Genomic DNA, 23,245 nt, shown 5'->3' with positions numbered 1-23,245 from the left:
CTCAGGCCACCGCCCGGGACATGACGTACAAGCCGTCACGCACGGTCATCGAGTCGTCTTCGAGGGTGCGCAGTTGCACACCCGCCACGTCCGGCTGCGCATCGAGGCGCGCCGGTGCATGCAGATAAACGTTGAAGGCGCGTTCGCTGGTCGAGGCTTGCAGCTGCCGTTCGCGACCGATCAGAGCATTCAACGCGGCATCGCTGTCGCTGCCACCCACCGAGCGCACGCCGGCCCAGCGCCCTTCCCTCGCCAGCAACAACACGCTGCGTTGCGGCTCGGCGACGACGAACAGGAAGTCGCCGGCATCGAGGCTTTTGTCGAAGCGGTTGAACGCCGCCATCAGGTACGGCTGCACCGAACGCAGGCGCAAACCGCGACCGCTGACCAGCGTGCGCAGGCGTTCGAGCAAGTCTTGCGGCAAGGCGCTGGCGATGCGGTCGTAACCGGCCGGCTCAGCAGACAGCACCAGACTCCACGGTTGGGTCGGCACGCCAAACAGGTCTTCAAAACACAGCTGAGCAAAGCCGCGCAGTTCTTCCGGACTGCTGATCTGCGCGCTCCAAGGCACCAGGCAGAAGCGGCTGAAATGCCCGGAGATGACCACACTCAATTCGGCCCCGGCGCCGGCATGTTCACCAAGCAGGCGATCGAGGGTATCCAGCGCCACCGCGTAGCTCTGGAAGCCTTCGTCGATGTAACCGACGCTGCCCAGCCACAGGGTGTCGCTGCCGCGCCGCTGACCAAGGCCAACACCGCTGGCGCCGAGCACGGCGACAAAACGCTCACGCGATAAAAGTGACACGATTGATCTCCTCCAGCGTGGTGCGACCTTGTTCCACCAGCTCCAGCGCCGATTCGCGTAGCAGGCGCAAACCACGGGCGCAGGCCAGGGCTTTGATCTGGGTGATCGGTTGGCGCTCGACGATCATCTGGCGCAGTTCGTCATCGAGATGCAGCAGCTCGGCAATCGCCGTGCGCCCGCGATAACCGCTGCCCCGGCAATGGCCGCAACCCTTGCCGTGGACGAAGTGGTAGTGATCGACTTTCTGCGGATCGAGGCCAGAGGCGCGCAGCTCTTCATCGCTTGGATTGACCGGCGCGCTGCAACTGGCGCACACCAGGCGGATCAGCCGCTGAGCGAGAATCGCGTTGAGCGCCGAGACCAGGCTGTACGGGTCGATCTCCATTTGCGTGAAGCGGCCGATCACGTCGAAGACGTTGTTGGCGTGGATGGTGGTAAATACCAGGTGACCGGTAAGTGCCGATTGCACGGCGATCTGCGCGGTGTCCGGGTCACGGATTTCGCCGACCATGATCTTGTCGGGATCGTGGCGCAGGATCGAGCGCAAACCACGGGCGAAGGTCAGGCCTTTTTTCTCGTTGACCGGGATTTGCAGGACCCCCGGCAATTGATACTCGACCGGGTCTTCGATGGTGATGATCTTGTCCACGCCATGGTTGATCTCGGTGATCATCGCGTACAGCGTGGTGGTCTTGCCGCTGCCGGTCGGGCCGGTCACCAGCACCATGCCGTAGGGTTCGGCGGCGAGGCGGCGCAACTGGCGCAGGGTTTCGTCTTCAAAGCCCAGCGCCTGCAATTGCACGCCGCAGACCTTGTCGGCGAGGTCTTGCTTGTCGAGCACCCGCAGCACCGCGTCTTCGCCAAAGATGCTCGGCATGATCGATACGCGGAAGTCGATCTGGCGGCCACTGATACCGATCTTGAAGCGTCCGTCCTGCGGCACGCGCTTCTCGCCGATGTCCAGTTCGGCCATGACCTTGACCCGCGAGATCACTTGTTCGGCGAACTCGTTGCCTTGGACTTTGCTGATGTTGTTGAGCACACCGTCAATGCGGTACTTGATCACCAGACCTTGGCCGGTGGTGCCGAGGTGGATATCGCTGGCGTGCATTTTCAGCGCGTCGTAGAGGGTCGAGTTGACCAGTTTCACCACGCTGCTGGCGTCTTCGCTGATGCTGGTCAGCGACAGGCTTTGCAGGGTGTCGGTTTCGCTGTGGGTGTCGCCCTGGGCGTTCAGCGATTCGACGGCGTGGAAGCTTTCTTCGTGGCGGGCCAGATAGGCCTTGAGGTCATCGGCGTGGACCAGATGCAGCGGTGCACCGTGCAGGCAGTCATCGATCCAGGCCAGGCGCGCCGGGTCGAAGGGGTCGGCAAATACACCGATGACTTCGTCGTTGTGGCGCAGCAGGATGAATTCACGTTTGAGGCATTGTGCGAGGGTGACGCGGTCGAATACCGGCGTCGCTTGAAACAGGCTGTCGGTGTCGAGCACCGGGTAATGCAGGGTGGCGCCGAGGGTATGAATGAACGGCATCGGCGCCAGTTCACAGAGCACGCCGAGGGCTTCAAGCACGCGTTCGCCAGAGGTGGCGGCCCGCGCCCGGGCCTGGGCAAGCTGCTCACTGGAAAAGCGTTCTGGCGCGCTTTCGGCCAACAGCGGTTCGACGACAACGGACAGACGTTCCATGGCTTGCTCTCCAACCGGGGCTCAGAGCCCTGTCGGCGCGGCAAACCTTGGCGGCAAGTGCCGGAACGTCTGATCGCGCCATTACTCCCCGGTGAGCATTTGATCGTCGTCCGGTGCCATGGCGTACGCCTGTTTTCGGCGATCCGCCAACACCCAACTGCCATCGTACAACTGCAACGGGAAGCTCTCGGTCCTGCTCTGGCGTCGTTCGACAAACCCTTCGGATGGGTTGGCACCGGGTTTCGCTTCACGCTTGATGCCCAGAAGGTCGCAGACCGCCCGCGCCAGTTCCGCCAATGGAAACGGTTTGAACAGGATGTGGCTGACCGCCAGTTGCCGCGCCCGCTCACAGACTTCAGCGGTCGGGTGACCCGTTATCAGCACAAAATGGCACGTCCTGTTCTGGCGGACCGCGTCGAGCACCTCAAAGCCTTCCATATCGGGCAAGCGGTAATCGAACACCAGCACGTCGGGGGCAAAGGTTTCGGCAATGCCGATCGCCGTCGCTCCGTCATGTGCAATCCGGACGTCCAGCCCCTGCGCCTTCAGATAATCCTGAAGGTTCTGTGCAAGCAGCTGTTCGTCTTCGACAACCAGTACTTTGTTAACCAAGGTCGACTCCTTGAAACCGCAGGTCCGATGACCCTGCCTTGAGAGTGCGCCTTACCAGGGGTAACGCACACTTCATGCCAGGCTGAGCGCCGGTAAATTTAAGTCTTCATGTCCTTGAATTTCATGACAATGCCCGCTCGTCCCGGTACCCCGTTCCCCAGAAACGGGGAAGCACCTGAATGGGCAAAGAAGCCATTCCCCACTATTGGGGGGGAACCTTCAATCGTCGTCAATTCGTTCGATCCTGTTCTGCGCCCGTAATTGCGCGAGCACCTGGCGACGAGCCTGGGTCTGTTGCTGTCGGGCGAGCTCTGCCCTGACTGTGTCCAGCCCCTGCAAATCTGGGACATCGGTTTCCTCCAGGTGGTTCGGCAAATAAATCACATGCCAGCCGAACGGTGAACGTACCGGGTGGCTGGCAAACGTCGCGCCGCTGACAATCGAGGCGCGCATCTGCATCAAGCGTAGACGCGCTGCCGTCACTGTGGCCGCATCCGCTTGTGCGGGCACGCGGATCAACAGGTGCCGGGGTTGCAAGGTGTTGGCCCGGATCAACTCGGCGAACATCTGCTGGGCGGCCAGTTCGCGGCGGGTGTATTCGGTGAAGGAGGCTTCGTCAAAACCGGCGTCCTGCAAACGCCGGAGGAATTTGTCCGGGCCACCGATGGCGCTGCGGGTTTGCTCGATTTGTTGGCGCACCACTTGATCGCCAATCTGCACGCCGCGCTTTTGCGCTTCCTGCCACAGCAGCTCTTTGTCGATCAGCGTTTGCAGCGCCGCCTGACGCAGCTGTTTGTAGGCCTTGGGATTACGAATACTCGCCACGGCGCGGCCCTGATCTTCCAGGTATTCAGCGAAAAACCGTTCGAAGCGAAATCCAGAGATTTCCTCGCCATTGACCCGCGCCACGGCGGGCTCGTTATTGGCCCACGCCACCGGGAGCCAGCAGGTCAGCAGCAACAACAGCGTTGTGAGCTTCATGGTCGGGGCCTCCGTTCAGGGGCTGACAATAATCGGTTTATAGGGCGCGACCAGATAGAAGCGCTGATCCGGCAGATCCAGTGTGACCACATGCGCGCCGCTCAAACCCAGGCGCCGCCCGGGGCCGAAACTCAGACGCGGAGTCAGGCCGGTGTCGAAGTCGTGCAGGCCTTCCAGCGCCGCCACCAGTTTTTCCCGACTGGCGTCGCGACCGGCCTGCTTCATGCCTTCGCTGAGCAGCAGCATCGAGGCATAGGCGCCGACTTGCAGCACCGCGTGCTGGGCACCGAGGCCTTGACCTTCGCGCAACAAGGTCAGGGCCATGCGCCCGGCCTGAGTCCAGTCGCTGGGCACGAATGGATAGGCGAGAAACACCCGCCGGGTGAACCCGCTCGGCACTTGCAACAGATCGCCGGCCACCTGACTCGACGCGGCAAACAGGTACGGCACCTGCCCGGCGCCTTGCAAGCGCGTCGCCAGACGACTGAAACCGCCGCCACTGCCCAGATAAAAAACCGAGCGCGAGCCCAGTGGCAACGCATCCGCCGAGGAATCCCAGGCTTGCAGATGGACGTTCTGCCAGCCGTGGCTTCGCAAGTACTGATCCAGGATTTGCGCCGTTTGTACCTGTGCCGGATCTTCCGGATAGGCAATCAGCGTTGGCCCTTGCAGCACACGCAGGCTGGCCGTGGCGTAATCGGCCAGTGCGATCAACTGCTCACGCAAGCCTGGCAATGGCTCGAATATCTGCGGACTGGCCTGCAGGGTGCCGAGGATCGACATCGGCCCGATCAGCGGCACGCCGGCCTGTTCCAGACGCGGCCCGAGTTCGCTGTCGAGGGCCGGCGCCAGCGGTGCGATCAAGGCGAACACTTGTTCCTGCTCGATCAATTGCTGCAAGGCGTGCTCGGCACTGGCGCGATCCGGGCCGGGGTCGATCACCGTCAGGCGCAGTTGCCGGCCATGTATGCCGCCGGCCTGATTGATCCGCGCGACGCTGCCGTTGAGAACCGCCGCCACCGTCGCGCCCTCCTCGGCCAGCGGCCCCTGGCTGGGCAGCAACGTGCCCAGGTGCAAGGTCTCGGCGTCGAGGCCGGGATCGCGCTCATCGGCCAGGCGTTTGAGGTAAGCGGTGAGGTTGCGCTGATCCTTCATCGACAGCAGAAAGCGCGGCATGCTCGGGTCGAGGCGATTGTGGCCGGGGTCGCGGCCCTGCTCAATGGCTGTGGCCAGCGAGCTTTCGCTGTAGGCCGGATATCTGCGGCCGTTGACCTGCTGCTGGCCATAGGTGCTGGTCAGCCGCGCCCAGTTCAACTCGGGTGGACGCACGCCGCCCTCAGGTCGACCGAGGCCATCGGCGCCGTGGCAGTTGGCGCACGGCAGGCTCGTCGCCGGCAACAACACATCCGCCGCACCAACCCGCGCCATGATCGCTTCACCGCTGGCCGACAAGCCTTGGCGGTACAGGCGCTTGCCCGCCGCCTCCTGCGCAGTCAACGGCACAGCGCTCGCGCCAAGGCTGACGCCAGCGAGCAGGATCAGGGCGAGTACGCGGCCAAGGTTCATGGCGCGGACTCAGCGGCCGGCCACGGGCATTGTCAGCAACTGCAAGCGCTGGGCAATGGCGGCGGCCGGGGCATCGGGACGGATTTTGCTCCAGCGTTTATTGGCGACATCGCCGACGATCAACTGCGTGGAGTGTTGCTCGGGCGTCGGCACGATCTGGCCGATGCGGCTCAGTACCAGGTCCATCTGCGCTTTGTCGCCGGTAAGAAAAAGCCAATGAGGGTCATCGGAACCCTGCTTCAAGGTGTAAGCCTTGAGCACCGCCGGCGTGTCGCGCAGCGGGTCACTGGTAAGGGAAATGAAGGTGATGTCCTGCGCCTTGTCGCCCAGCAGCTCGCGGACTTCCTTGAGCTTGCGGGTGATCAGCGGGCAGGCATCGTTGCAGCTGGTGAAGATCACGTTGAGCAGTACCACGCGGTTGTGCAGCGCGTCGCTGTAGAAGCGCAGGGTTTCGCCGTTCTGATCCTGCAACGGCGTGTCAGTGAACCAGGTTTTCGCGTCGTGGGTGCCTTTGGCCGGCGCGGCAGCCACAGCGGCTGGCGGTTCAGAGACGTGGCCTTCGTGAGCGAACGCGACGTTACCGAGAATCCAGAAACACACGGTCAGGGAGATCCAGTCGAGCAGTCTCATGGTTGTTGCTCCATGGCGATGGCGGTGTGTTTGGCGTGGGTGCGCAGGCCGCTGAGTTTCTCGACTTCCTTGGCCAGCAGTGCCGGGTCGGTGAAGCCGTAATAGCGCATCCAGTGCCGGCTATCGCCGTCGCCGACGAGGATCAGCGGCTGATGGTTCTTGAGGTCACCACTGAAACTGCCGAGGCCCTTGAGGGTTTCATTGATCGACTGCGGCGAGCCGGTCAGCCAGCTCCAGCCCGGGCCGCGCTGGAAGGTGCGGGCGTAATCCTGCAGGCGTTTCGGATCGTCACGCTGCGGATCGACGCTGATCGACACCAGTTGCACTTCGTTGCCGACCCGTGCGCCGAGCTGTTTTTGCACCTTGCCCATGATCGACGAGACCACCGGGCACACCGTGGTGCAACTGGTGTAGATGAAGCTCATGACGACGATTTTGCCCTGCACCAGGTCTTGTTCCAGGCGCACGGTTTTACCGTTCTGGTCGAGCAGCGGCACGTTGGCGAATTTCACCTGAGCATGTTCCTGGCTATTGCTGGCCGGGGCCTTGTGCCCGGCGTGTTCGTCTGCCGAATGGGCCTGGACTTGCTGGAGGCCGAGGCTCAACAGGCACAGGGTCAGCAGGCCACTGGATGCAAATCGGTTCATGTCGAAACTCCTCTTCAACGGGCCAGGCCGGGGGCTACCCGAACACTGGCAAAGGTCTTGTCATCGAAACCAGCGCCCAGCGATGCCGCACGCACATGCAGGTACCAGGCGCCGCTGCGGTCGAGGGTGATTGGCGCTTCGTACACGCCGTCGGCGACTTCCAGCGCCGCCACTTCACGCGGATGCGAGGTGGGCGCGAGGTAGTAGCGCAGTTGCACGTCTTTGACGCCGCTGCGCTGGGTTTTGTCTTTGCCCTGCACGATGCGAAAGCGCACGACGTAGGGGTCGTTGAGCGCGACGGCAGTCTTGTCGAGGAGGAACTCGACTTTCGGCTGACCGAGGTGTTTTAGCGGTTTGCCGTCAGGATCAATCTGCGCGGTAAAGCAATGAATGATGTTCGGCTGGTTGAGCAGGAACGCCACATCGAAGCGCCCCGCTGCCGGCAGTTTCACCCGCGCGCTGTACAGCCCCGGCGAAACCTCGCGCAAGCTGCGGTCGATGACCATGGCGGCGCGGGCGATCTGGCCACGGTTGGGGTAACCGGACATCGGCGCGTTCATGCCTTCGGCGTAGAAGTAGGTGGTGTTGTCGACCGGGTTGACCACGAACACCGCGTTGTCGTCACGCGACACCGCCAGGCTTGAGGCCAGCGGCAAATCCCCGGCCAGACGCGGCGCTTGCGGGCCGGCTTCAAAGCCCTGGCTGATCGGCTGACGACCTTCGCCGAGGGAGGACAGGTTGATCATGGTGACTTTCGGTGAAGCGAGTCCGCGGATGTAGGCGTAGGCCTGGGTGAACACCACTTGGTAGGGCTCGGCGGAAACGTCCAGATCATGGATGGCGCTGTTGGTCGCGGCATCAATGATGCTGGCGCGGTTTTCCACGGTGTTGAGCACTACGCCGAAGCGGCCGTCGGCGCTGAAGCCCATCGGGCCGAGGCCTTGTTGCAACTGGATCACTCGGCGGATGGCGTGAGTGCTGGCATCGATCACTGTCACGGTGCCGTCCTTACCGTCGGCCACATAAACCGCGCCGGACAGTGGTGAATAGGCGACTGACAGCGGATGAGCGCCGGTTTTGATCTGCTGGACGATATTCAGGCTGGCGATGTCGATCACGCTGACGGTGCCGTCGTCGCGGTTGCTGACGAAGGCAAAGCGGCTGTCCTTGCTGAAGCTGATTTCGTGGTGGCCGCGCCCGGTCATTAAATGTTTGAGGGGCTTGAAGCTTTGGCTGTCGATCACCGTGACGCCGGAGTCTTCGGCTTTGCTGGCGTTGTTGCCGACCCACAGCAGGCGTTCGTCCGGTTGCAGCGCCACGCGCACCGGTTGGCTGCCAGCGGCAATCGAGTCGATGACTTTGAATTGCTCGCTGTCGATCACGGCGACTTCACCGGCCGTCGGCATCGAGACGAATACGCGTTTGTTGTCTTTGGGCGTGACCCAGTCCATCGGCGGTTGCTTGAGTTCAATGCGCGCCAGGGTGCTGGTGATACCGCCGACCGACACCGACGGATCGACCACGGCGATGCTGGCGTCGCGGTTCATCACCAGCAGGAAATAGCTGTTGAGGTCGAGCAACGGTCGCGCGCCGATGTTGGATTTGAGAAACACCCCGACCCGGGCTTTGCAGCTCTTTTCACGGCCCTGGGCTTGATCGGCGGCGAGGGTTTGTGGATCGACCCAGGCACCCGGCGCCACACCGGACAACGGCTGGCCGGAAGCGCTGTCAGTGACACGGAACTGCACATCGGCGAATTCGCCTTCACGCAGTTTGCCGTCGGCGGCCAGTGGCTTGAGATTGAAATCCACCGCCACGCCGTCACGGTTCAGCGTCTGACCGGCCCCGGTTTGCGCCAGCGCAATCTCACTCAGCGTCAGCAACGCCCCGGCCAGGGCCAGCGTGCAAATACCGATGATGTTGGTGATCCTGTTCATAGCACCCTCCCCTGTAACATTCACTTCCAACCACTGCCGCCCTCACTGCCTACCCTCACTCCTACATAGGATTTGCATGCATCCCACCCTCTTCATTGCCTACCATGCCCCCCGGTGGGAGCTGGCTTGCCGGCGATGGCGTCCTTTCCGTCACATCAATGGCGCCTGTGCCGCCGTCATCGCTGGAGAGCCAGCTCCCACAGGTTTTGCATTCATGCCGCAATCTCATTGCCACACCTGGCCCTTTGTGGGAGCTGGCTTGCCAGCGATGGCGTCCTTCCTGTCACATCAATTGCGCCTGCGCCGCCGTCATCGCTGGCAAGCCAGCTCCCACAGGTTTTTTATCCAGCCCGTCAAACTCCCTGGCAAGCCAGCTCCCACAAGGATTTGCATCCACAGGGATATTGTCGTTGCACCTATTTCTACTGCCCCTGCGGCGCCGGTTCCGGTTCGTTGGTCACGCGCAGCAATCCCCACAAACCGGAGGTGTTGCCGTAGGCGGCGTAGTCGCGGAACAGGTAATCCCCCGGGATCGCATTGCTGCCGCCGGCGCTGGGGATCATGAAGCTGAAGTGCGCGGCCGGCAGGATGCTTTCGTGGGCGCCGATGTACATCGACATCGGGTTGTAGCCGAAGCGCACCGAGCCCACGCCCGGCGAGCCCATCGGATAACCCCCGGTGTCGCTCTTCTCGGCCTGGAACGGGTTCACCGACCAGACATGCCCGTCGAGCTGGAACGTGGTGCCGCGACTGCCGCCGCTCGGCATCAGGATGTGCGTGCGCAACGGTTGGCCCGGCTTGGCATAGAGCACCGGCGTCTGCGGATCACCGCCCACCAACGCATTGCTGTAGGCCATGTGCGCATTGCTCATGTCGCCGTAACCCGCGCCGTCGGCATGACCGAACGGTGCGTCCGGAGCGAGGCCGAAGCGATACCACAGCGGCTCGGTCTTGTAGTTGATCGCCATGCTCGAGTTGTCCTGCGGATCGGTCGGCACGCCGAAGCCCTCAGCGGCAATCCCCTCCACCGGCCGGCCATTGGCCCAACGGGTGTTCAACGCCTTGTGCCAGACCATCGCGAAGTCGCGGTAGCTGGTTTGCCCAGGTGCCGTAACCGTGGCGTTGACCTTGCGCGCATCGTCAACCCAGGTCGCGCCGATCGGCAGGATGCTCATCGCCCCGCCAAGACCTTTTTGCGGTTGCTTGATCACGTCCGCCGGGGTGATGTTCAAGCCGCCAAACTCCACCGCCGTGGCGTTGATGTTGTCGACGCTGCGGCCCAGTTGCGTTACCGGTTTGCCTTCGCGCTCCAGATGCCCGGCGTAGTACTGATAGGTACGCGTCGGGTACGCGCCGCTGTTGCCGACACGCGGTGGCACGGTCTGGATCGGGTTGGCGCCGACGTTGGCACCGTCGGATTTGGTGATGTCATACGCCAGCAATTGCGCGTGCAGGCCTACGTGGCTGGACGGCCGCATCAGGTTGTTGCTGAAGGTGGTCGAGCCCAGACCGCTGTTGCGATCACGCTTGACCATGCCTTGCATCACCGCGGTTTGGGTCAGGTCAGGCATCACGCTTGGCAGACGGTTTTCCAGGGTGATGTTGATGCAGTCCCCCGCAGCTGCACGCAGCACCAGTGGTTCTACCGGGATGCCGGGTTTGAGCTTGCCACTGAGCGGATCCAGATCGGATTTACGCACGTACAGGATCGCAGTCGGATCATGCAACGGCCCACTCTGCCCGCCGATGGTGATGGTTTCGCCATCCTCCGGATCGGTCACGGTAACTTGTGGAATGCTCACCGTGCGCGAGTTCAGCACCAGGGTGCCGCCCGCCGGATTGAGCGGCCCGCCGACATGCTGACCGAGCCCTTCGGGATCGCCGATGGTCAGGCCCAGCGCATTGCCGAGGATGTCGTTGGCCAGCGCCGCGACCACTTCATAGTTGCGCTGCACCGTTGGCCGGGTACCGATGCCATTGGGATTGGCACTGATCCGTGGGCAACTGCCCTCGAACGCCACGGTGTTGCGCATGCCCGCCGGGCTTGGGTTGTTGGGGATGGCGAACAGATCACTGCGCTTGGCGGTGTAGTTGCGCATCACACCCCAGATACCGCTCCAGTAGCCTTCGATCGAAGCGTCCATCGAGTACAGATAGTCGCCCGTGGTCGCGGCGGCGCTGGAGAGCATCGACACCGGCGCAATGAAGCCCATCTGCTCGGAGATGCCGATCATCTGCGACGCGCGCCAGCCAGAGTTGGAGCTGTTGCCGAAACCGGAACCGCTCTGCAGCCATTTCACGCCGTGCAGGGTGACGTTGTGCTCTTCCTCATGGCCGCCGGCATGCACCCGCAGCCGCACGTTGTCGCCGGTATAGGTGCGCAGCATCGGCGTGAACGGATCACCGGGTTCGGCGCCGCCCTTGTTGATGTGCGGCGGGAACAGCGTGGTGCCGCCGGTTGGGCCGGTCGCCGAGGTGAGCAGATTCGGCGCCAGGTTCATCGCCGGAATTGCCCGGTCGGTACGGCTTTGCATGGCGAACGATAGATCGCCGCCGAGGCCGTCGGCCTGCATGCCGCGCTTGCCATCCGGGCCAACCTTGTTCGGGTCGTACACGCGCAGGGCCAGCGGTTCGTTGCGATAGTTGACGACGAACATCCCCGGATCATCCACCGAAATCGCCTGCGGACATGGCCGGCTCGGGCAGCCCGGAACCTGACCGCCCTGCACTTCCAGCACCCCTTCAAGCAGATTGCTGGCGTTGTTGCGCACTGGCGGATTGATCGCGTAGCGGAAGCTGTCGGCGGTGGCCGGGAACGCCTGCGCATTCGGTACGCCGTTGGGACCGGCCCCCACATAGACGCCGGCTTCATAGGCGTGCTGGAAGTCGCTGTACTCGAGGAAGAACTCGCGGAAGCTGTCGTTCTTACCGTCGCCGTCGAGGTCACCGGTGTTGATCACCGCTTGCCACGAGGTCGGGCCGCCGTCCTGGCGCGCACCGCTATAAAGAGGTTCGCCGGTTTCGGCGTGGAACCAGGTGGAACCGGCCGGTTCGGCCAACACGGTGGCGTACAGACCAATCTGCTGGTGCGTCGATGGGCCTAAGTGGTCGTGGGTGAAGATCGTGCCGAGGCCGCGATCGACGCCTTTGGCGTTGACCACCGGATCGACGAACCAACGTTGCATCGCCGTGCGCGCACCGAGCCAATCGGCGCGGCCATACTGGCCGAAGAACGGATGGTTTTTGGCTTTCGGGCAGGCCTGGGTGCCGTCACGCGGATCAGTACCGGCGCACTGGTTGAACTCACGGATCGCGTGAATACGTTCCTGCACGGCGCCGGGCGAGAGCACGCCGTCCTCGTAGTTCCAGCCGTTGGAAGAGCCGTCCGCCGAGGTCAGATCCCACTTCGGCAAGTGGATGTGCTGGCCGATCACATCGGTCGGCGTGCGCACCTGATAGTCGTCCATCTCATAAGTGGCCGGCACCAGGTTGGTTTGCTGGTATTGCACGCAATCGAAGGTATTCATGCGCATCACCAGCGGCTCTGGCGGACGCTGTTTGGTGATCACCGGCCAGGCGTCTTCCCACAGCGCGAGAATGCGCGCCTGCGGGAAGTGATAACCGACTTTGTTGTACACCGCATCAAACTGGATGTTGGCGGCTTTGTAGATGCGTGGGCGGTCGGCGGTGAAGGTCGAGGCGCCGACAAAGGACATGCCGTCGATGCGCTCACCGCTGGCGAACTCGCCGCTGCCGGCGTTGCTGGTCAGGCGTTTTTGCCGATCATCCATGCACGGCTCGTAGTACGGCGCGCCGGCCATCGGCAAGGCACCGTTGGTGCGGAACGCCTTGGCCACCACTTGATTGCCGGGCAGCAAGGCATAGCTTGGGTGATCCTTTTTCGCGTGGAAGGCCATCGCGGCCTGTTCGACTTCGGTGCCTTCTTCCGGCAGGTAAATCGGTTTGGCGCGGGTGACTTCCTTGGAGAAGTCCAGCGAAGTGGTCACGGTGTGTGCCTCGCCACCGGCCGCGACGCCGTCGAGTGCGTGCCGCTGCAAGCCGCCATCCCAACCGCCGGACTGTGCCGGGTCGAGGTTGGCCCACAGCGCTTTGCCGCTGGCCTTGAGCGATTGCGCGGTGGCGGCGTCGAGCATGTCCAGTGGCGGCGTTGGCGGACGCTGGCCCACGGAGCTTTCCATGCCGCCAATCCAGAACGGATAGCCGGGGTTTTTCAGGCTGCCGTCGGCATTTCGGTTGGCTTCACTGCGATCGACCAGCGCCAGCGAGCCGATGGCTTGACCGGCAGCGTTGCCGCCATGGTGTTCACCGTCATCATCGCCCTCTTCTTCGTCATCGTCGTCATCAGGACCGGCGACCAGGGTTTCACCGATTTTCGGCACCACCACGACTTTGCCGGGCATCGGCGCCATGGCTTTGCCCGGCAGCGGAACAATGGCCGGAATCGGTGTACCGGCGACGATTTCACCATCGGGCAAGGCCCGCGCCCCGGCCGCCGGTTTGCCGCTGCGCAAGGCAAACGGTTCGCGGTGATAGCCGTCGGCGCCCTGCTGGGAAACGTCGAGGCGAGTGCCTTCTTCGAAGACATCGTGGACCCGCCACATGGCCCACATGCCTTGGGCGAAGTGCGGATAGAAATGGCAGTGATAGATCGCATCACCGGCCACGCGGTTGCGGTTGCCCGAACCACCGTTGGCGATTTCATAGGTATAACCGGCGCCCGGACCGATGCCTTGGGCGTCGACGTAATCGGAGTTGTCGTCGTTGGGGTTGAACAGCCACTGATGGCCGTGCAGGTGAAAGATGTGCTGTTCGTGGCCATTGTGAGTATTGCGGAATTTGACGAAGTCACCGATGTAGCTGTGGTTGACGTTCGACGGCTCCGACGGATACAGGGCCATGGTGGCTTTGACACCGATCTGATCAGCGCGCGGGGTCTGGCCGGGGGCGATGTTCTCAAGCCCGGTGTTGGCCGGCACATCCACCAGCATCGCCACATCGCCGACGGTGTGGGAACTGAGGAAGAATTCTTCATAGGCGCACGACAGGCAATCGTGCATCGGCCCCACGCCCAAGCGGTTGGCGACCACTTCGGCGCCCATGCCGCCGGAGCCGTAGTTGATCATGAACGAGTCGCGGGTCGGCTCCAGCACATGGGCCATCACCGGATCGGCCCAGTACGCGGGGAACGCTTGGGTGGCAGCGGTTTCATCCTGGAACTGCGAAGCGAAATCGCGGAACGGTTCCAACCGGTTGGGGATCGCCGGATTGCGTTTGCCCATCGATTCCAGCGGATAGGTACTTGACGGGAAACTGCCGTCGGCGTTGCTGCCCATGACAATCGCATCGCTTTCACTGGAAATGATTTCATTGCCGTCAACCATGTTGATGATCGGCGTGCCGGCCTTGCCTTCGTGCAACCACGGTTCGCGTTGCGGGTAGCGCGCCTGGTAGTCGACGATCGGTTGGCCGGCCGGCGTGCGGCCCGTAGTGGCGAGGCGCATTTCTTCTTCGGTGAGGGTGTTGCGATAGCTGCGACCGCCCTTGGGCAGGACGACGACCTGGCCGAACAGGCCGTTGGCAACGTTGCCGGCCGCGCCCTCGCCACCAAAAGTCGCGCCACGGCTGCTGACGGCAAACGCGCCTTCGCGTTCGGCGAACAAGGTGTAGGAACGGCTCGCGCCCGGTGGCACCAGGCTGTTGGCGTTACGCCCGGTGAACGAGGAAATGTCATCGATGCTGTTCACCGCTTGCAGGCCGTTGACCTGGAATCCGACGTGACGGTCAGCCACCTGCTCATCGACTTTAAAGTCGTCGGCGCCATCGGCGTTCTCGGCGCCCTCCTCTTCGCCCTCGTTTTCAAAGTGCTTGTTCGGGTTGGCCTGATAGTCGAGCAGGTTCTGCAGATTGATCGTCAGGCAATCCCCGGCGGCCACGCGTAGCACCAATGGCCGTGGACGCTTGTCCGGGCGCAGCGAAACTTTGCCCGGCACCGCAGCGCCACCGTAAGCCAGCGACTGCTCATGTTCATCGACCACATCGCGGCGCAGGGCGAACATCATGCCGTTGATGTTCTGCGCACCGAGGCGGTTGAACATCAGCGGTTGATCGAAGGCGACGACGTTGGCCACCAGGTTGCGCTCGCAACGTACGGCCGCGCCGGCCAGCTCGACGCTGAGCATCGAGGCCAGAATCAGCAGCCAGTTGAGCAGAGACGGAGCGTGATGAATGCCAACCATGATCAGTAACCTCGTAGTGGGTGCTCTTGGGAACACTTCTCGACAAATGCCTCGGAGCAATCCCTGTGCCACAAAAAAATGCATTACCGTTCAGCTAGTTACCGCAACGACTTGAGAATCCGGGGGATATTCCCCACCCGTTTCCCCCACATTTCGGGCCTTATCGGTTTGCCCCGAAAGTGGGGAAAACCGGGTTGGGCTCACAACGGCGCATCCATCGCCAGGCCCTGCAAACGCCGGTACTGACGCAATACATTCGGCACATAACGCTGGGTTTCAGCGAACGGCGGAATCACCCGGCCACGGCTGAGCACCGCGTCCGGCCCGGCGTTGTAAGCCGCCACCGCGAGGGCAATGTCGTTGTCGAACAGGGTCATCAGGCGCTTGAGGTATTTGGCCCCGCCCTGAATGTTGGCCTTGGGGTCGTAGACGTCCGTTACACCCAGCTCGCGTGCGGTGTCGGGCATCAACTGCATGAGCCCGCCCGCGCCTTTGGCTGAGGTCGCGCCGGGGTTGTAATGCGACTCGGCGTTGATCACCGCGTGCAACAGCGCTTCGGGCAATTGATTGGCCGTGGCCGCCGCCGACACCAGTTCCGCGTAGGGCTGATTGGCGATCATTTGCGGCTGTTGGTCGAGGCTGGCCACGGGCAATTCAGCCTCGTGGATCACCCGTTCGTACGTGCGTCCGGGCCGGTGGACGTTGGACAGGACATAGCTGCCCTTGGCGTCCACGGAGATGAATACATCGGCTTGCACGGCACCGCTGAGCAGCACACAACCGAGCAATCCGCTGGCGAGAAATTTCATGTCGGGCCTCCCCGGATCGACCCCGATAAATTGGGGGAAATGCCCCAATGGCCGATCACGCTTGAGCCATACGCAAGCACTGTGCCGACTGTTGAAAAGCCCGGATTACAAGGGTTTCAGCCTAGTCGGTAGTTTTCAGTGGGGGCTGAGCATGGCAATTGCATAAGCCTTTGTGGCGACTCGACTGCCACTCACGGGAGGTCATCATGAAGCTGCAATTTCGTCCGCGTGACCAACGCGGTTTCACCCTGCTCGAATTGCTCGTGGTGCTGGTGGTACTCGGCCTGTTGGCCGGGATCGTCGCGCCGAAATACTTCGCCCAACTCGGTCGCTCGGAAGTGAAAGTGGCCAAGGCGCAGATCGAAGGGCTGAGCAAGGCACTGGACATCTATCGACTGGAGGTCGGTCACTACCCGTCCACCGAACAGGGCTTGCAGGCCTTGGTCGCCGCACCGAGTGACGAAGCGAAATGGACCGGCCCGTACTTGCAGAAAAAACTGCCGCAGGATCCGTGGGGACGTAATTACACCTACCGCTATCCTGGCGAAAACAGCGAGTACGACTTGCTGTCGATGGGCAAGGACGGCCAGCCCGGCGGTGAAGGTGAAAACGCCGAAGTGACCAACTGGCAGTAAGCGGAGCGCGGCCCATGCGATTTCATCTGAAGGCGGTCGGCAAGACCGGTGTGGTGGCGCTGAGCATCGAGGCGTCGGGACACGGCGAAGCGCGGCGTATTGCCGAAGATCAAGGTCTGCGCGTGCTCAGCCTGCATGCCGAGAAACACTGGCGCTCGTTGCGCCTGCGCCAACGCGAAACGTTCAATCTGGTGTTGTTCAGCCAGGAGCTGACCACGCTGCTCAATGCCGGCCTGCCGTTGATCGATGCGCTGGAAAGCCTCGCCGAAAAAGAAACCGCCCCCGCCGCCCGCAAAACCTTGACTGAGCTGGTGCGCCTGCTCTACGAAGGCAAATCCTTCTCTCAGGCACTCGGCCAGTTGTCGGCAGTATTCCCGCCGCTGTACGTGGCGCTGGTACAGTCCAGCGAGAAAACCGGCGCGGTCGGTGATGCGCTGGGCCGTTACGTCAGTTATCGCCAGCGCATGGACGAGGTGCGGCAGAAGATCGTCAGCGCCTCGATCTATCCGCTGCTGTTGCTGGTGGTCGGCGGTGGCGTGGTGCTGTTCTTGATGGGTTATGTGGTACCGCGCTTCAGCCTGGTGTTCGAAGGTTTGGGGTCGAACCTGCCGTGGCTGTCGCAGATCCTGATGAGCAGCGGCATGTTCTTGCATGCGCATCAGGGTGAATTCTTCGGTGCGCTGGCGGCCATTGTCATCGCCCTCGCCGTGCTGCAAAAACAACCGGCATTTCGCCGTGGACTGGATCGGCTGGTGGAGAAACTGCCGGCCGTGCATCAACGGATTTTCATGTATGAACTGGCGCGCTTCTATCGCTCGCTGGGAATCTTGCTGCAAGGCGGAATTCCGCTGGTCACCGCCATGGGCATGGTTCGCGGCCTGCTCACCGTCGCCTCTCGGGCGCGGCTGGATCAGGCCTGCGAGCGCGTGCGCGAAGGTCAGTCATTGTCCGCCGCGCTGGAGCTCAATCGGCTGGTGACGCCAGTGTCCCTGCGCCTGCTGCGGGCCGGTGAACAATCCGGCAACCTCGGGCAGATGATGGAACGCAGCGCCGATTTCTACGACGAGGAGATCAGCCGCTGGATCGAATGGTTCGTGCGCCTGTTCGAACCGCTGCTGATGACCTTCATCGGCCTGCTCATCGGGGTCATCGTGATCCTGATGTACATCCCGATTTTCGAACTGGCTTCCAGTATCCACTGACCCCGGGAACGGGTCGGATCGACGCAACAACGCTCATCGACGTTCCCAACCAGACAATAAGACGGAGAACGATATGCACATTAAAAAGCTCGTGCTCGCAATGGCCATTGGCGCAGTACTGTCGGCGTCTACCGTGTTGATTCCGGACAATCTTTCAGGCGTTTCCAGTGTTCAGGCCAAGGAAGGTGGCAGTGGAGGGAGTGGCGGCGGTGGACACGGCGGAGGGGGTAGCGGCGGAAACGGTGGTGGGCATGGCGGTGGCGGTGGCGGTGGCGGTGGCGGTGGCGGTGGCGGCAATGGTGGCGGTCATGGCGGCAGTGGCAACGGTGGCAACGGTGGCAACGGTGGCAGTGGACACGGTGATGGCGGCGGTGGTCACAGCGGCAGCGGCCAAGGCTCCGGACACTCGGGCGACTCCGCGTCCTCGTCAGGACGCAGCGGCACGCACGCTGAGCCAGGCGATGATCACGGTGTCCATCGCGCCGGTGAAGTCGGCGATGACCACGGCGTCCACCGCGCCGGTGAAGTCGGCGATGATCGCGGTCTGCATGCTGCGGGCGAACCGGGCGATGATCGCGGCGTGCATGTCGGCGGCGAGCCCGGCGATGACAAGCGCGCCAACTGATTTTCAGAAACGCCACAAAACCTGTGGGAGCTGGCTTGCCAGCGATGAGGCCGGATCAGGCAACCTTGTATTGCCTGACACACCGCTATCGTTGGCAAGCCAGCTCCCACAGGGTTATGCAGTGTGCACAAATTCCGCAGACAACCATGAACCCAATGTGGGAGCGAGCCTGCTCGCGAATGCTGTGGGTCAGCCAATGATGTTTTGACTGACCGTCCGCTTTCGCGAGCAGGCTCGCTCCCACAGGGTTTTGCAGTGTTTGAAAGATCCACTCAGAGAGCGACGTTGCTCTGGTTCAGCCGTTCGCGCAGGAATTCGACCAACGCCTGCACGGGTCGGGAGGCCTGTCGATGCTGCGGATACACCGCCGATAACGTCAGCGGCTCCGGGCGCAAATCATCCAGCACCGGCACCAGCCGGCCATCCTTCAGCGCCGCACCGACAATGAACGTCGGCAAATAGGTAATCCCCATCCCCTGCACCGCCGCATCCCTGAGCAACTCGCCGTTGTTCACGCGCATGCGCCCGGTGACATTCACCAACTGCGGCTTGCCCTGTCCCGCATTGAACCGCCATTGCACCGAGCGCCCGTGGCCATAGGGCAAACAGTCATGGCTGAGCAGATCCTCAGGCTTGAGCGGTGTGCCGCGCTCGGCGAGATACGCCGGGCTGGCGCAATACACCCGCTCGATGCTGGCGATACGACGCGCGATCAACGTCGAGTCTTCCAGCACGCCGATGCGCAGCGCCAGGTCATAGCCTTCGCCAAGCAGATCTACTGGACGGTCGCTCAAATCCACCTCGACCGTGACCTCGCGATAGCGCTGCAAAAACATCGGCAACAGGCAACCGAGATGCGCCACGGCAAACGACAGCGGCGCACTGATGCGGATCGTCCCGCGCGGCTCGGCAGTTTGCCCGGCGATACCCTGCTCGACCTGTTCGACTTCACCGAGCAAGCGCAGTGCCGACTCGTAGTAGCTCTGGCCCAGTGGCGTGACGTCGAGGCGCCGGGTCGAGCGATTGAGCAAACGCACGCCGAGACGCTCTTCGAGTTGCATCAAGCGACGGCTGACGAATTGCTTGGACAGCCCTAGTTGATCGGCGGCGGCGGTGAAGCTGCCGGAGTCCATGACCTGGCAAAAAATACGCATGTCTTCGAACGGGTTCATTGTCACTCTCTGGTGGACAGTTAAACGCTTTATAGCCGCTTTTTCACTTTCCGGCAGCTCATTAATCTGTGCTCACGGTGTTGCTGAGGCCTGAAGCCCAGCGCCACAGCAGCCCGCAACCCAGGCATAAAAAATCAAACGGATTAAAAGGAATTGCACATGAACATCGTCAAGAAAACCCTGACCGCTTCCCTCCTCGCCCTGTCCATCGGCAACGCTTTCGCAGCCGGCAGCCCGGGCGTCGAGCACAACACACAGGCCTTCCTCGAAGCCCTCGCAGCTGGCGGTGGCAAACCGCTTGAGCAGCTGAGCCCGAAAGATGCCCGTGCAGTACTTACAGGTGCGCAGGCTTCGGTGAAGGTTGATCTGTCCGGTGTGGAAGTCAGCGACAAGGCGATCACGCTGGACGGCCAGACCCTCAACCTGAAAGTGGTGCGTCCGGCCAAGGTCAAAGGTGAGTTGCCGGTGTTCATGTTCTTCCACGGTGGCGGCTGGGTGCTGGGCGATTATCCGACTCACCAGCGCCTGATTCGTGACTTGGTGGTGGGCTCCGGCGCCGTCGCGGTGTACGTCGATTACACGCCGTCGCCGGAAGCGCAGTACCCGACCGCGATCAACCAGGCCTACGCCACAACGAAATGGGTGGCCGATCACGGCAAGGACATCGGCGTCGACGGCAAGCGTCTGGCGGTAGCCGGCAACAGCGTCGGCGGCAACATGGCGGCCGTCGTCGCGTTGATGGCCAAAGAACAGAAAACCCCGGCCCTGCGCTTCCAGCTGCTGATGTGGCCGGTGACCAACGCGCAGTTCGACGACGGCTCGTACCAGCAATTTGCCGAGGGCCACTTCCTCACCAAGGGCATGATGCAGTGGTTCTGGGACAGCTACACCACCAATTCCGCCGAGCGTGCGCAGATCCATGCCTCGCCGCTGAACGCCAGCGCCGAACAGCTCAAAGGCCTGCCTGCTGCGCTGGTGCAGACCGCCGAATTCGACGTGTTGCGTGACGAGGGCGAAGGCTATGCGCGGCACCTGGATGCGGCCGGTGTGGCGGTCACCTCGGTGCGCTACAACGGGATGATTCATGACTTTGGTTTGCTCAACCCGCTGAGTCAGATTCCGGAAGTGAAAGCGGCCGTGCGGCAGGCGGCGGCTGAGCTGAAGACGCATTTGCAGCCTTGACGTTAAAAGATCGCAGCCTGCAGCGGCTCCCACATCGGACACGTGCAGGCGGCGATCTTTTCCATTGATCTTGTGGCGAGGGGATTTAGCGAAACGTCGCACCGCCCCGATGGGCTGCGCAGCAGTCCCCTGCTTCTTCTGGATAAGAGCGGGGTCGCTTCGCAACCCATCGGGGATAAATCCCCTCACCACAAAAAGTCCTTCATCACCAAGGCTCGTGCCAATCCGGAGCACATCATGTCCTTCCTCCTCACCCACCTGCTGTCCCTGAGCGCCGTTCTGCTGTTGGTTGACGCCGTGCTCTGGCACTTCACGCCATTCAACCATCGTGCACCGCGAGTCGGCATTCGCCTGGTGCTGTTTCTGGCGTTCAGTGCGTTGGTGATCAACGCCGGCGTCAGCCCGTTGCAGGCGCCGCTGTTTGCCGATGATCGCGTGGCGCAACTCGGCGCGACGGCGTTGGGCATTCTTTGGTGGTTGTACGCCGCGAGGGTCCTCACCGAAGTCATCGGCCTGATCCTGATGCGCCGCATTGGTCACAGCGGGCGCTTGCTGCAGGACGTGATTGGCGCGCTGGTGTTTTTGGCGGCCATCGTTGCGGCAGCCGGTTATGTGCTGGAGTTGCCGGTCAAAGGCCTGCTCGCCACGTCCGGTGTGGTCGCCATCGTCGTCGGTCTGGCGCTGCAAAGTACCCTGGCCGACGTGTTTTCCGGGATCGTCCTCAACACCACCAAGCCCTACCAAGTGGACGACTTCGTAGTGATCGACGGCGTCGAAGGTAAAGTGCTCGACATCGACTGGCGCGCCACGCATCTGTTGACCAGCGCCGGGACCATGGCCGTGGTGCCAAACTCGGTGGCGGCCAAGGCGAAAATCGTCAACCTCAGCCGCCCGAGCAACATGCATGGCGTGTCGATCAGCATTCAGGTGCCCAACCACATTCGCCCACGCCGGGTACTCGACGCCCTCGACCGTACGTTGCAAGGCAGCAGCAGTCTGCTGCTCAACCCGGCGCCCAAAGCCGTGTTGAAAGAAGCCGGCGAAGAGATGTCGGAATACGTGGCCAGTGGTTTCATCGCCGAACTGGGCAAGAAAGGCGAAGTGCGCAATCAACTGTTCGACCTCGCCCACCGTCATCTCGAAGCGGCCGGGATTTCGCGGCATCCGGATGGCGTGATCGAGCCTTCGACCCGCGCCCGCGCGTTGCTGGATGAGGTGAAAATTTTCCGCTCGCTGAGCCATGAGGAACGTGACCGTCTGGCTGAATCGATGGTCGCGCAGCAGTACGCGGCGGGCCAGGTAGTGCTGGATCTGGATGAAGTGCCGGACAGCCTGTTTGTGATCGCCACGGGCGTGGTCAGTGCGACTGTGCCGGACGGCGACCGGCAGACCGAAGCCGGGCGAATGGGGCCGAGTGAGGTCATGGGCGAACAGAGCATTCTCGCCGATACGCCGTCGCAGGCTACGTTTACGGCGCTGACATCGAGCATCATCTACCGTCTCGACAAGGGGCTGACCCGCCAGTGCATGGAGCAACGCACGGAGGTGGGGCGGGCGTTGAATAAATTGCAGGCGGTGCGGCAGCAGAACAGTCATCTCGCGTTGTTGGCGAAAACAACACCGATCAAGAAAGGTGGGTTTCTCGGTTGGCTGCAAAAGCGTTGATGCGAAGATCTTAAGATCAAGAGCTTTACCCCCTCCCCAGCCCTCTCCCCCCACGGGGGCGAGGGGGAAAGGGAGCCGATCTTTAAGCTGTTCAAAACTGAAGTTCGGCTCGGTATTGCACGTCGGCGTACTTCTAAAGAGCCCCTCGGTCAGTTCCCTCTCCCTCTGGGAGAGGGCTAGGGTGAGGGGCTTTTCAAACTCACATCTAATTACTTGGCGGTGAACTTGGTGTAGCTGTTGATCAGGTTGCGGTAGTTCGGCAAGCGGTTCGACAGCAGATTCGCCAGGCCTTCCATGTCGTTGCGCCAGTCGCCCTGCAGCTCGCACGCCACCGAGAACCAGTTCAACAGTTGCGCACCGGCCGCCGACATCCGCGCCCACGCCGCTTGTTGCACGGTGGTGTTGAAGGTGCCGGACGAGTCGGTCACCACAAATACTTCGAAGCCTTCAGCGATGGCCGACAGGGTCGGGAACGCCACGCACACGTCAGTCACCACACCGGCGATGATCAGTTGCTTGCGACCGGTGGCCTTGATGGCTTTGACGAAGTCTTCGTTGTCCCAGGCGTTGATCTGGCCTGGACGTTGAATAAACGGTGCATCCGGGAACTGTTCCAGCAGTTCAGGCACGATCGGGCCGTTCGGGCCTGCGTCGAAACTGGTGGTGAGGATGGTCGGCAGCTTGAAGAATTTGGCAATGTCGCCCAGTGCCAGCACGTTGTTCTTGAACTCGTTCGGGGTGAAATCCTGTACCAGCGAAATCAGACCGGTCTGGTGGTCGACCAGCAACACGACCGCATCATCTTTGTTCAGACGCTTGTAAGGAACGCTCAT

Annotated in this window: 17 protein-coding genes; 5 read left to right on the top strand and 12 right to left on the bottom strand. The window is 62.3% G+C overall.

Annotation, left to right across the window (positions count from 1 at the left end):
• Position 1: 1 nt before the first annotated feature.
• From ACVVH8_RS10685 to ACVVH8_RS10640, 10 genes are all read right to left on the bottom strand, one after another.
• A complete protein-coding gene (locus ACVVH8_RS10685) occupies positions 2-805 on the bottom strand; it encodes a hypothetical protein (RefSeq protein ID WP_475229954.1) in 804 nt (267 codons plus the stop codon).
• Positions 786-2,492: a GspE/PulE family protein gene (locus ACVVH8_RS10680; RefSeq protein WP_475229951.1), complete on the bottom strand. Its 1,707-nt coding sequence runs from the start codon at positions 2,490-2,492 to the stop codon at positions 786-788. The genes ACVVH8_RS10685 and ACVVH8_RS10680 overlap by 20 nt, the downstream gene beginning before the upstream one ends.
• A gap of 81 nt (positions 2,493-2,573) precedes the next feature.
• Positions 2,574-3,104 (bottom strand): response regulator, encoded by a 531-nt coding sequence (locus tag ACVVH8_RS10675; RefSeq protein ID WP_475229949.1) that lies wholly within the window; start codon positions 3,102-3,104, stop codon positions 2,574-2,576.
• A 219-nt stretch (positions 3,105-3,323) separates the two neighbouring features.
• Positions 3,324-4,085, bottom strand: coding sequence for a peptidylprolyl isomerase (locus ACVVH8_RS10670; RefSeq protein ID WP_315445706.1), 762 nt, complete (start codon positions 4,083-4,085; stop codon positions 3,324-3,326).
• Between the two features lie 15 nt (positions 4,086-4,100).
• Entirely contained in the window at positions 4,101-5,651 is a 1,551-nt protein-coding gene (locus tag ACVVH8_RS10665; protein WP_475229946.1) for an ABC transporter substrate-binding protein, read from the bottom strand.
• A gap of 9 nt (positions 5,652-5,660) precedes the next feature.
• Positions 5,661-6,281 (bottom strand): SCO family protein, encoded by a 621-nt coding sequence (locus tag ACVVH8_RS10660; RefSeq protein WP_103305787.1) that lies wholly within the window; start codon positions 6,279-6,281, stop codon positions 5,661-5,663.
• Positions 6,278-6,928 carry an SCO family protein gene (locus tag ACVVH8_RS10655; protein ID WP_315445708.1) on the bottom strand — a complete coding sequence of 217 codons (651 nt, stop codon included), beginning with the start codon at positions 6,926-6,928 and terminating at the stop codon, positions 6,278-6,280. Before ACVVH8_RS10655 ends, ACVVH8_RS10660 begins: the two co-directional genes overlap by 4 nt.
• Positions 6,929-6,942: 14 nt before the next feature.
• On the bottom strand, positions 6,943-8,865 hold the full coding sequence (locus ACVVH8_RS10650; RefSeq protein WP_475229944.1) for a YncE family protein: 1,923 nt from the start codon (positions 8,863-8,865) through the stop codon (positions 6,943-6,945).
• A gap of 422 nt (positions 8,866-9,287) precedes the next feature.
• On the bottom strand, positions 9,288-15,122 hold the full coding sequence (gene mnxG / locus ACVVH8_RS10645) for a manganese-oxidizing multicopper oxidase MnxG (RefSeq protein ID WP_475229941.1): 5,835 nt from the start codon (positions 15,120-15,122) through the stop codon (positions 9,288-9,290).
• A 200-nt stretch (positions 15,123-15,322) separates the two neighbouring features.
• Positions 15,323-15,931: a lytic transglycosylase domain-containing protein gene (locus ACVVH8_RS10640; RefSeq protein ID WP_103305782.1), complete on the bottom strand. Its 609-nt coding sequence runs from the start codon at positions 15,929-15,931 to the stop codon at positions 15,323-15,325.
• Between the two features lie 206 nt (positions 15,932-16,137).
• Between ACVVH8_RS10640 and gspG the strand changes: the two genes are divergently transcribed.
• From gspG to ACVVH8_RS10625, 3 genes are all read left to right on the top strand, one after another.
• Entirely contained in the window at positions 16,138-16,566 is a 429-nt protein-coding gene (gene gspG / locus ACVVH8_RS10635; protein ID WP_103305781.1) for a type II secretion system major pseudopilin GspG, read from the top strand.
• 14 nt (positions 16,567-16,580) lie between these two features.
• The gene (locus tag ACVVH8_RS10630) at positions 16,581-17,768 is read left to right on the top strand and encodes a type II secretion system F family protein (RefSeq protein WP_475229939.1); all 1,188 of its coding nucleotides are present in this window, start codon (positions 16,581-16,583) and stop codon (positions 17,766-17,768) included.
• A gap of 73 nt (positions 17,769-17,841) precedes the next feature.
• A complete protein-coding gene (locus ACVVH8_RS10625; protein ID WP_475229936.1) occupies positions 17,842-18,393 on the top strand; it encodes a hypothetical protein in 552 nt (183 codons plus the stop codon).
• Positions 18,394-18,665: 272 nt separating this feature from the next.
• Here the strand turns inward: ACVVH8_RS10625 and ACVVH8_RS10620 are convergent, their stop codons facing one another.
• Positions 18,666-19,565, bottom strand: a complete 900-nt coding sequence (locus ACVVH8_RS10620; protein ID WP_475229934.1) for a LysR family transcriptional regulator — start codon at positions 19,563-19,565, stop codon at positions 18,666-18,668.
• Between the two features lie 159 nt (positions 19,566-19,724).
• Between ACVVH8_RS10620 and ACVVH8_RS10615 the strand changes: the two genes are divergently transcribed.
• On the top strand, positions 19,725-20,747 hold the full coding sequence (locus ACVVH8_RS10615) for an alpha/beta hydrolase (RefSeq protein ID WP_475229931.1): 1,023 nt from the start codon (positions 19,725-19,727) through the stop codon (positions 20,745-20,747).
• A 237-nt stretch (positions 20,748-20,984) separates the two neighbouring features.
• Entirely contained in the window at positions 20,985-22,412 is a 1,428-nt protein-coding gene (locus ACVVH8_RS10610; RefSeq protein WP_475229928.1) for a mechanosensitive ion channel domain-containing protein, read from the top strand.
• 209 nt (positions 22,413-22,621) lie between these two features.
• Here ACVVH8_RS10610 and ycaC read toward each other — a convergent pair whose 3' ends face one another.
• The gene (ycaC, locus tag ACVVH8_RS10605; protein ID WP_103304931.1) at positions 22,622-23,245 is read right to left on the bottom strand and encodes an isochorismate family cysteine hydrolase YcaC; all 624 of its coding nucleotides are present in this window, start codon (positions 23,243-23,245) and stop codon (positions 22,622-22,624) included.

Source organism: Pseudomonas trutticola BRTCR10 (assembly GCF_056155105.1).
Note: the sequence above shows the minus strand (reverse complement) of the source record. Positions and strands in the feature narration are given on the sequence as shown.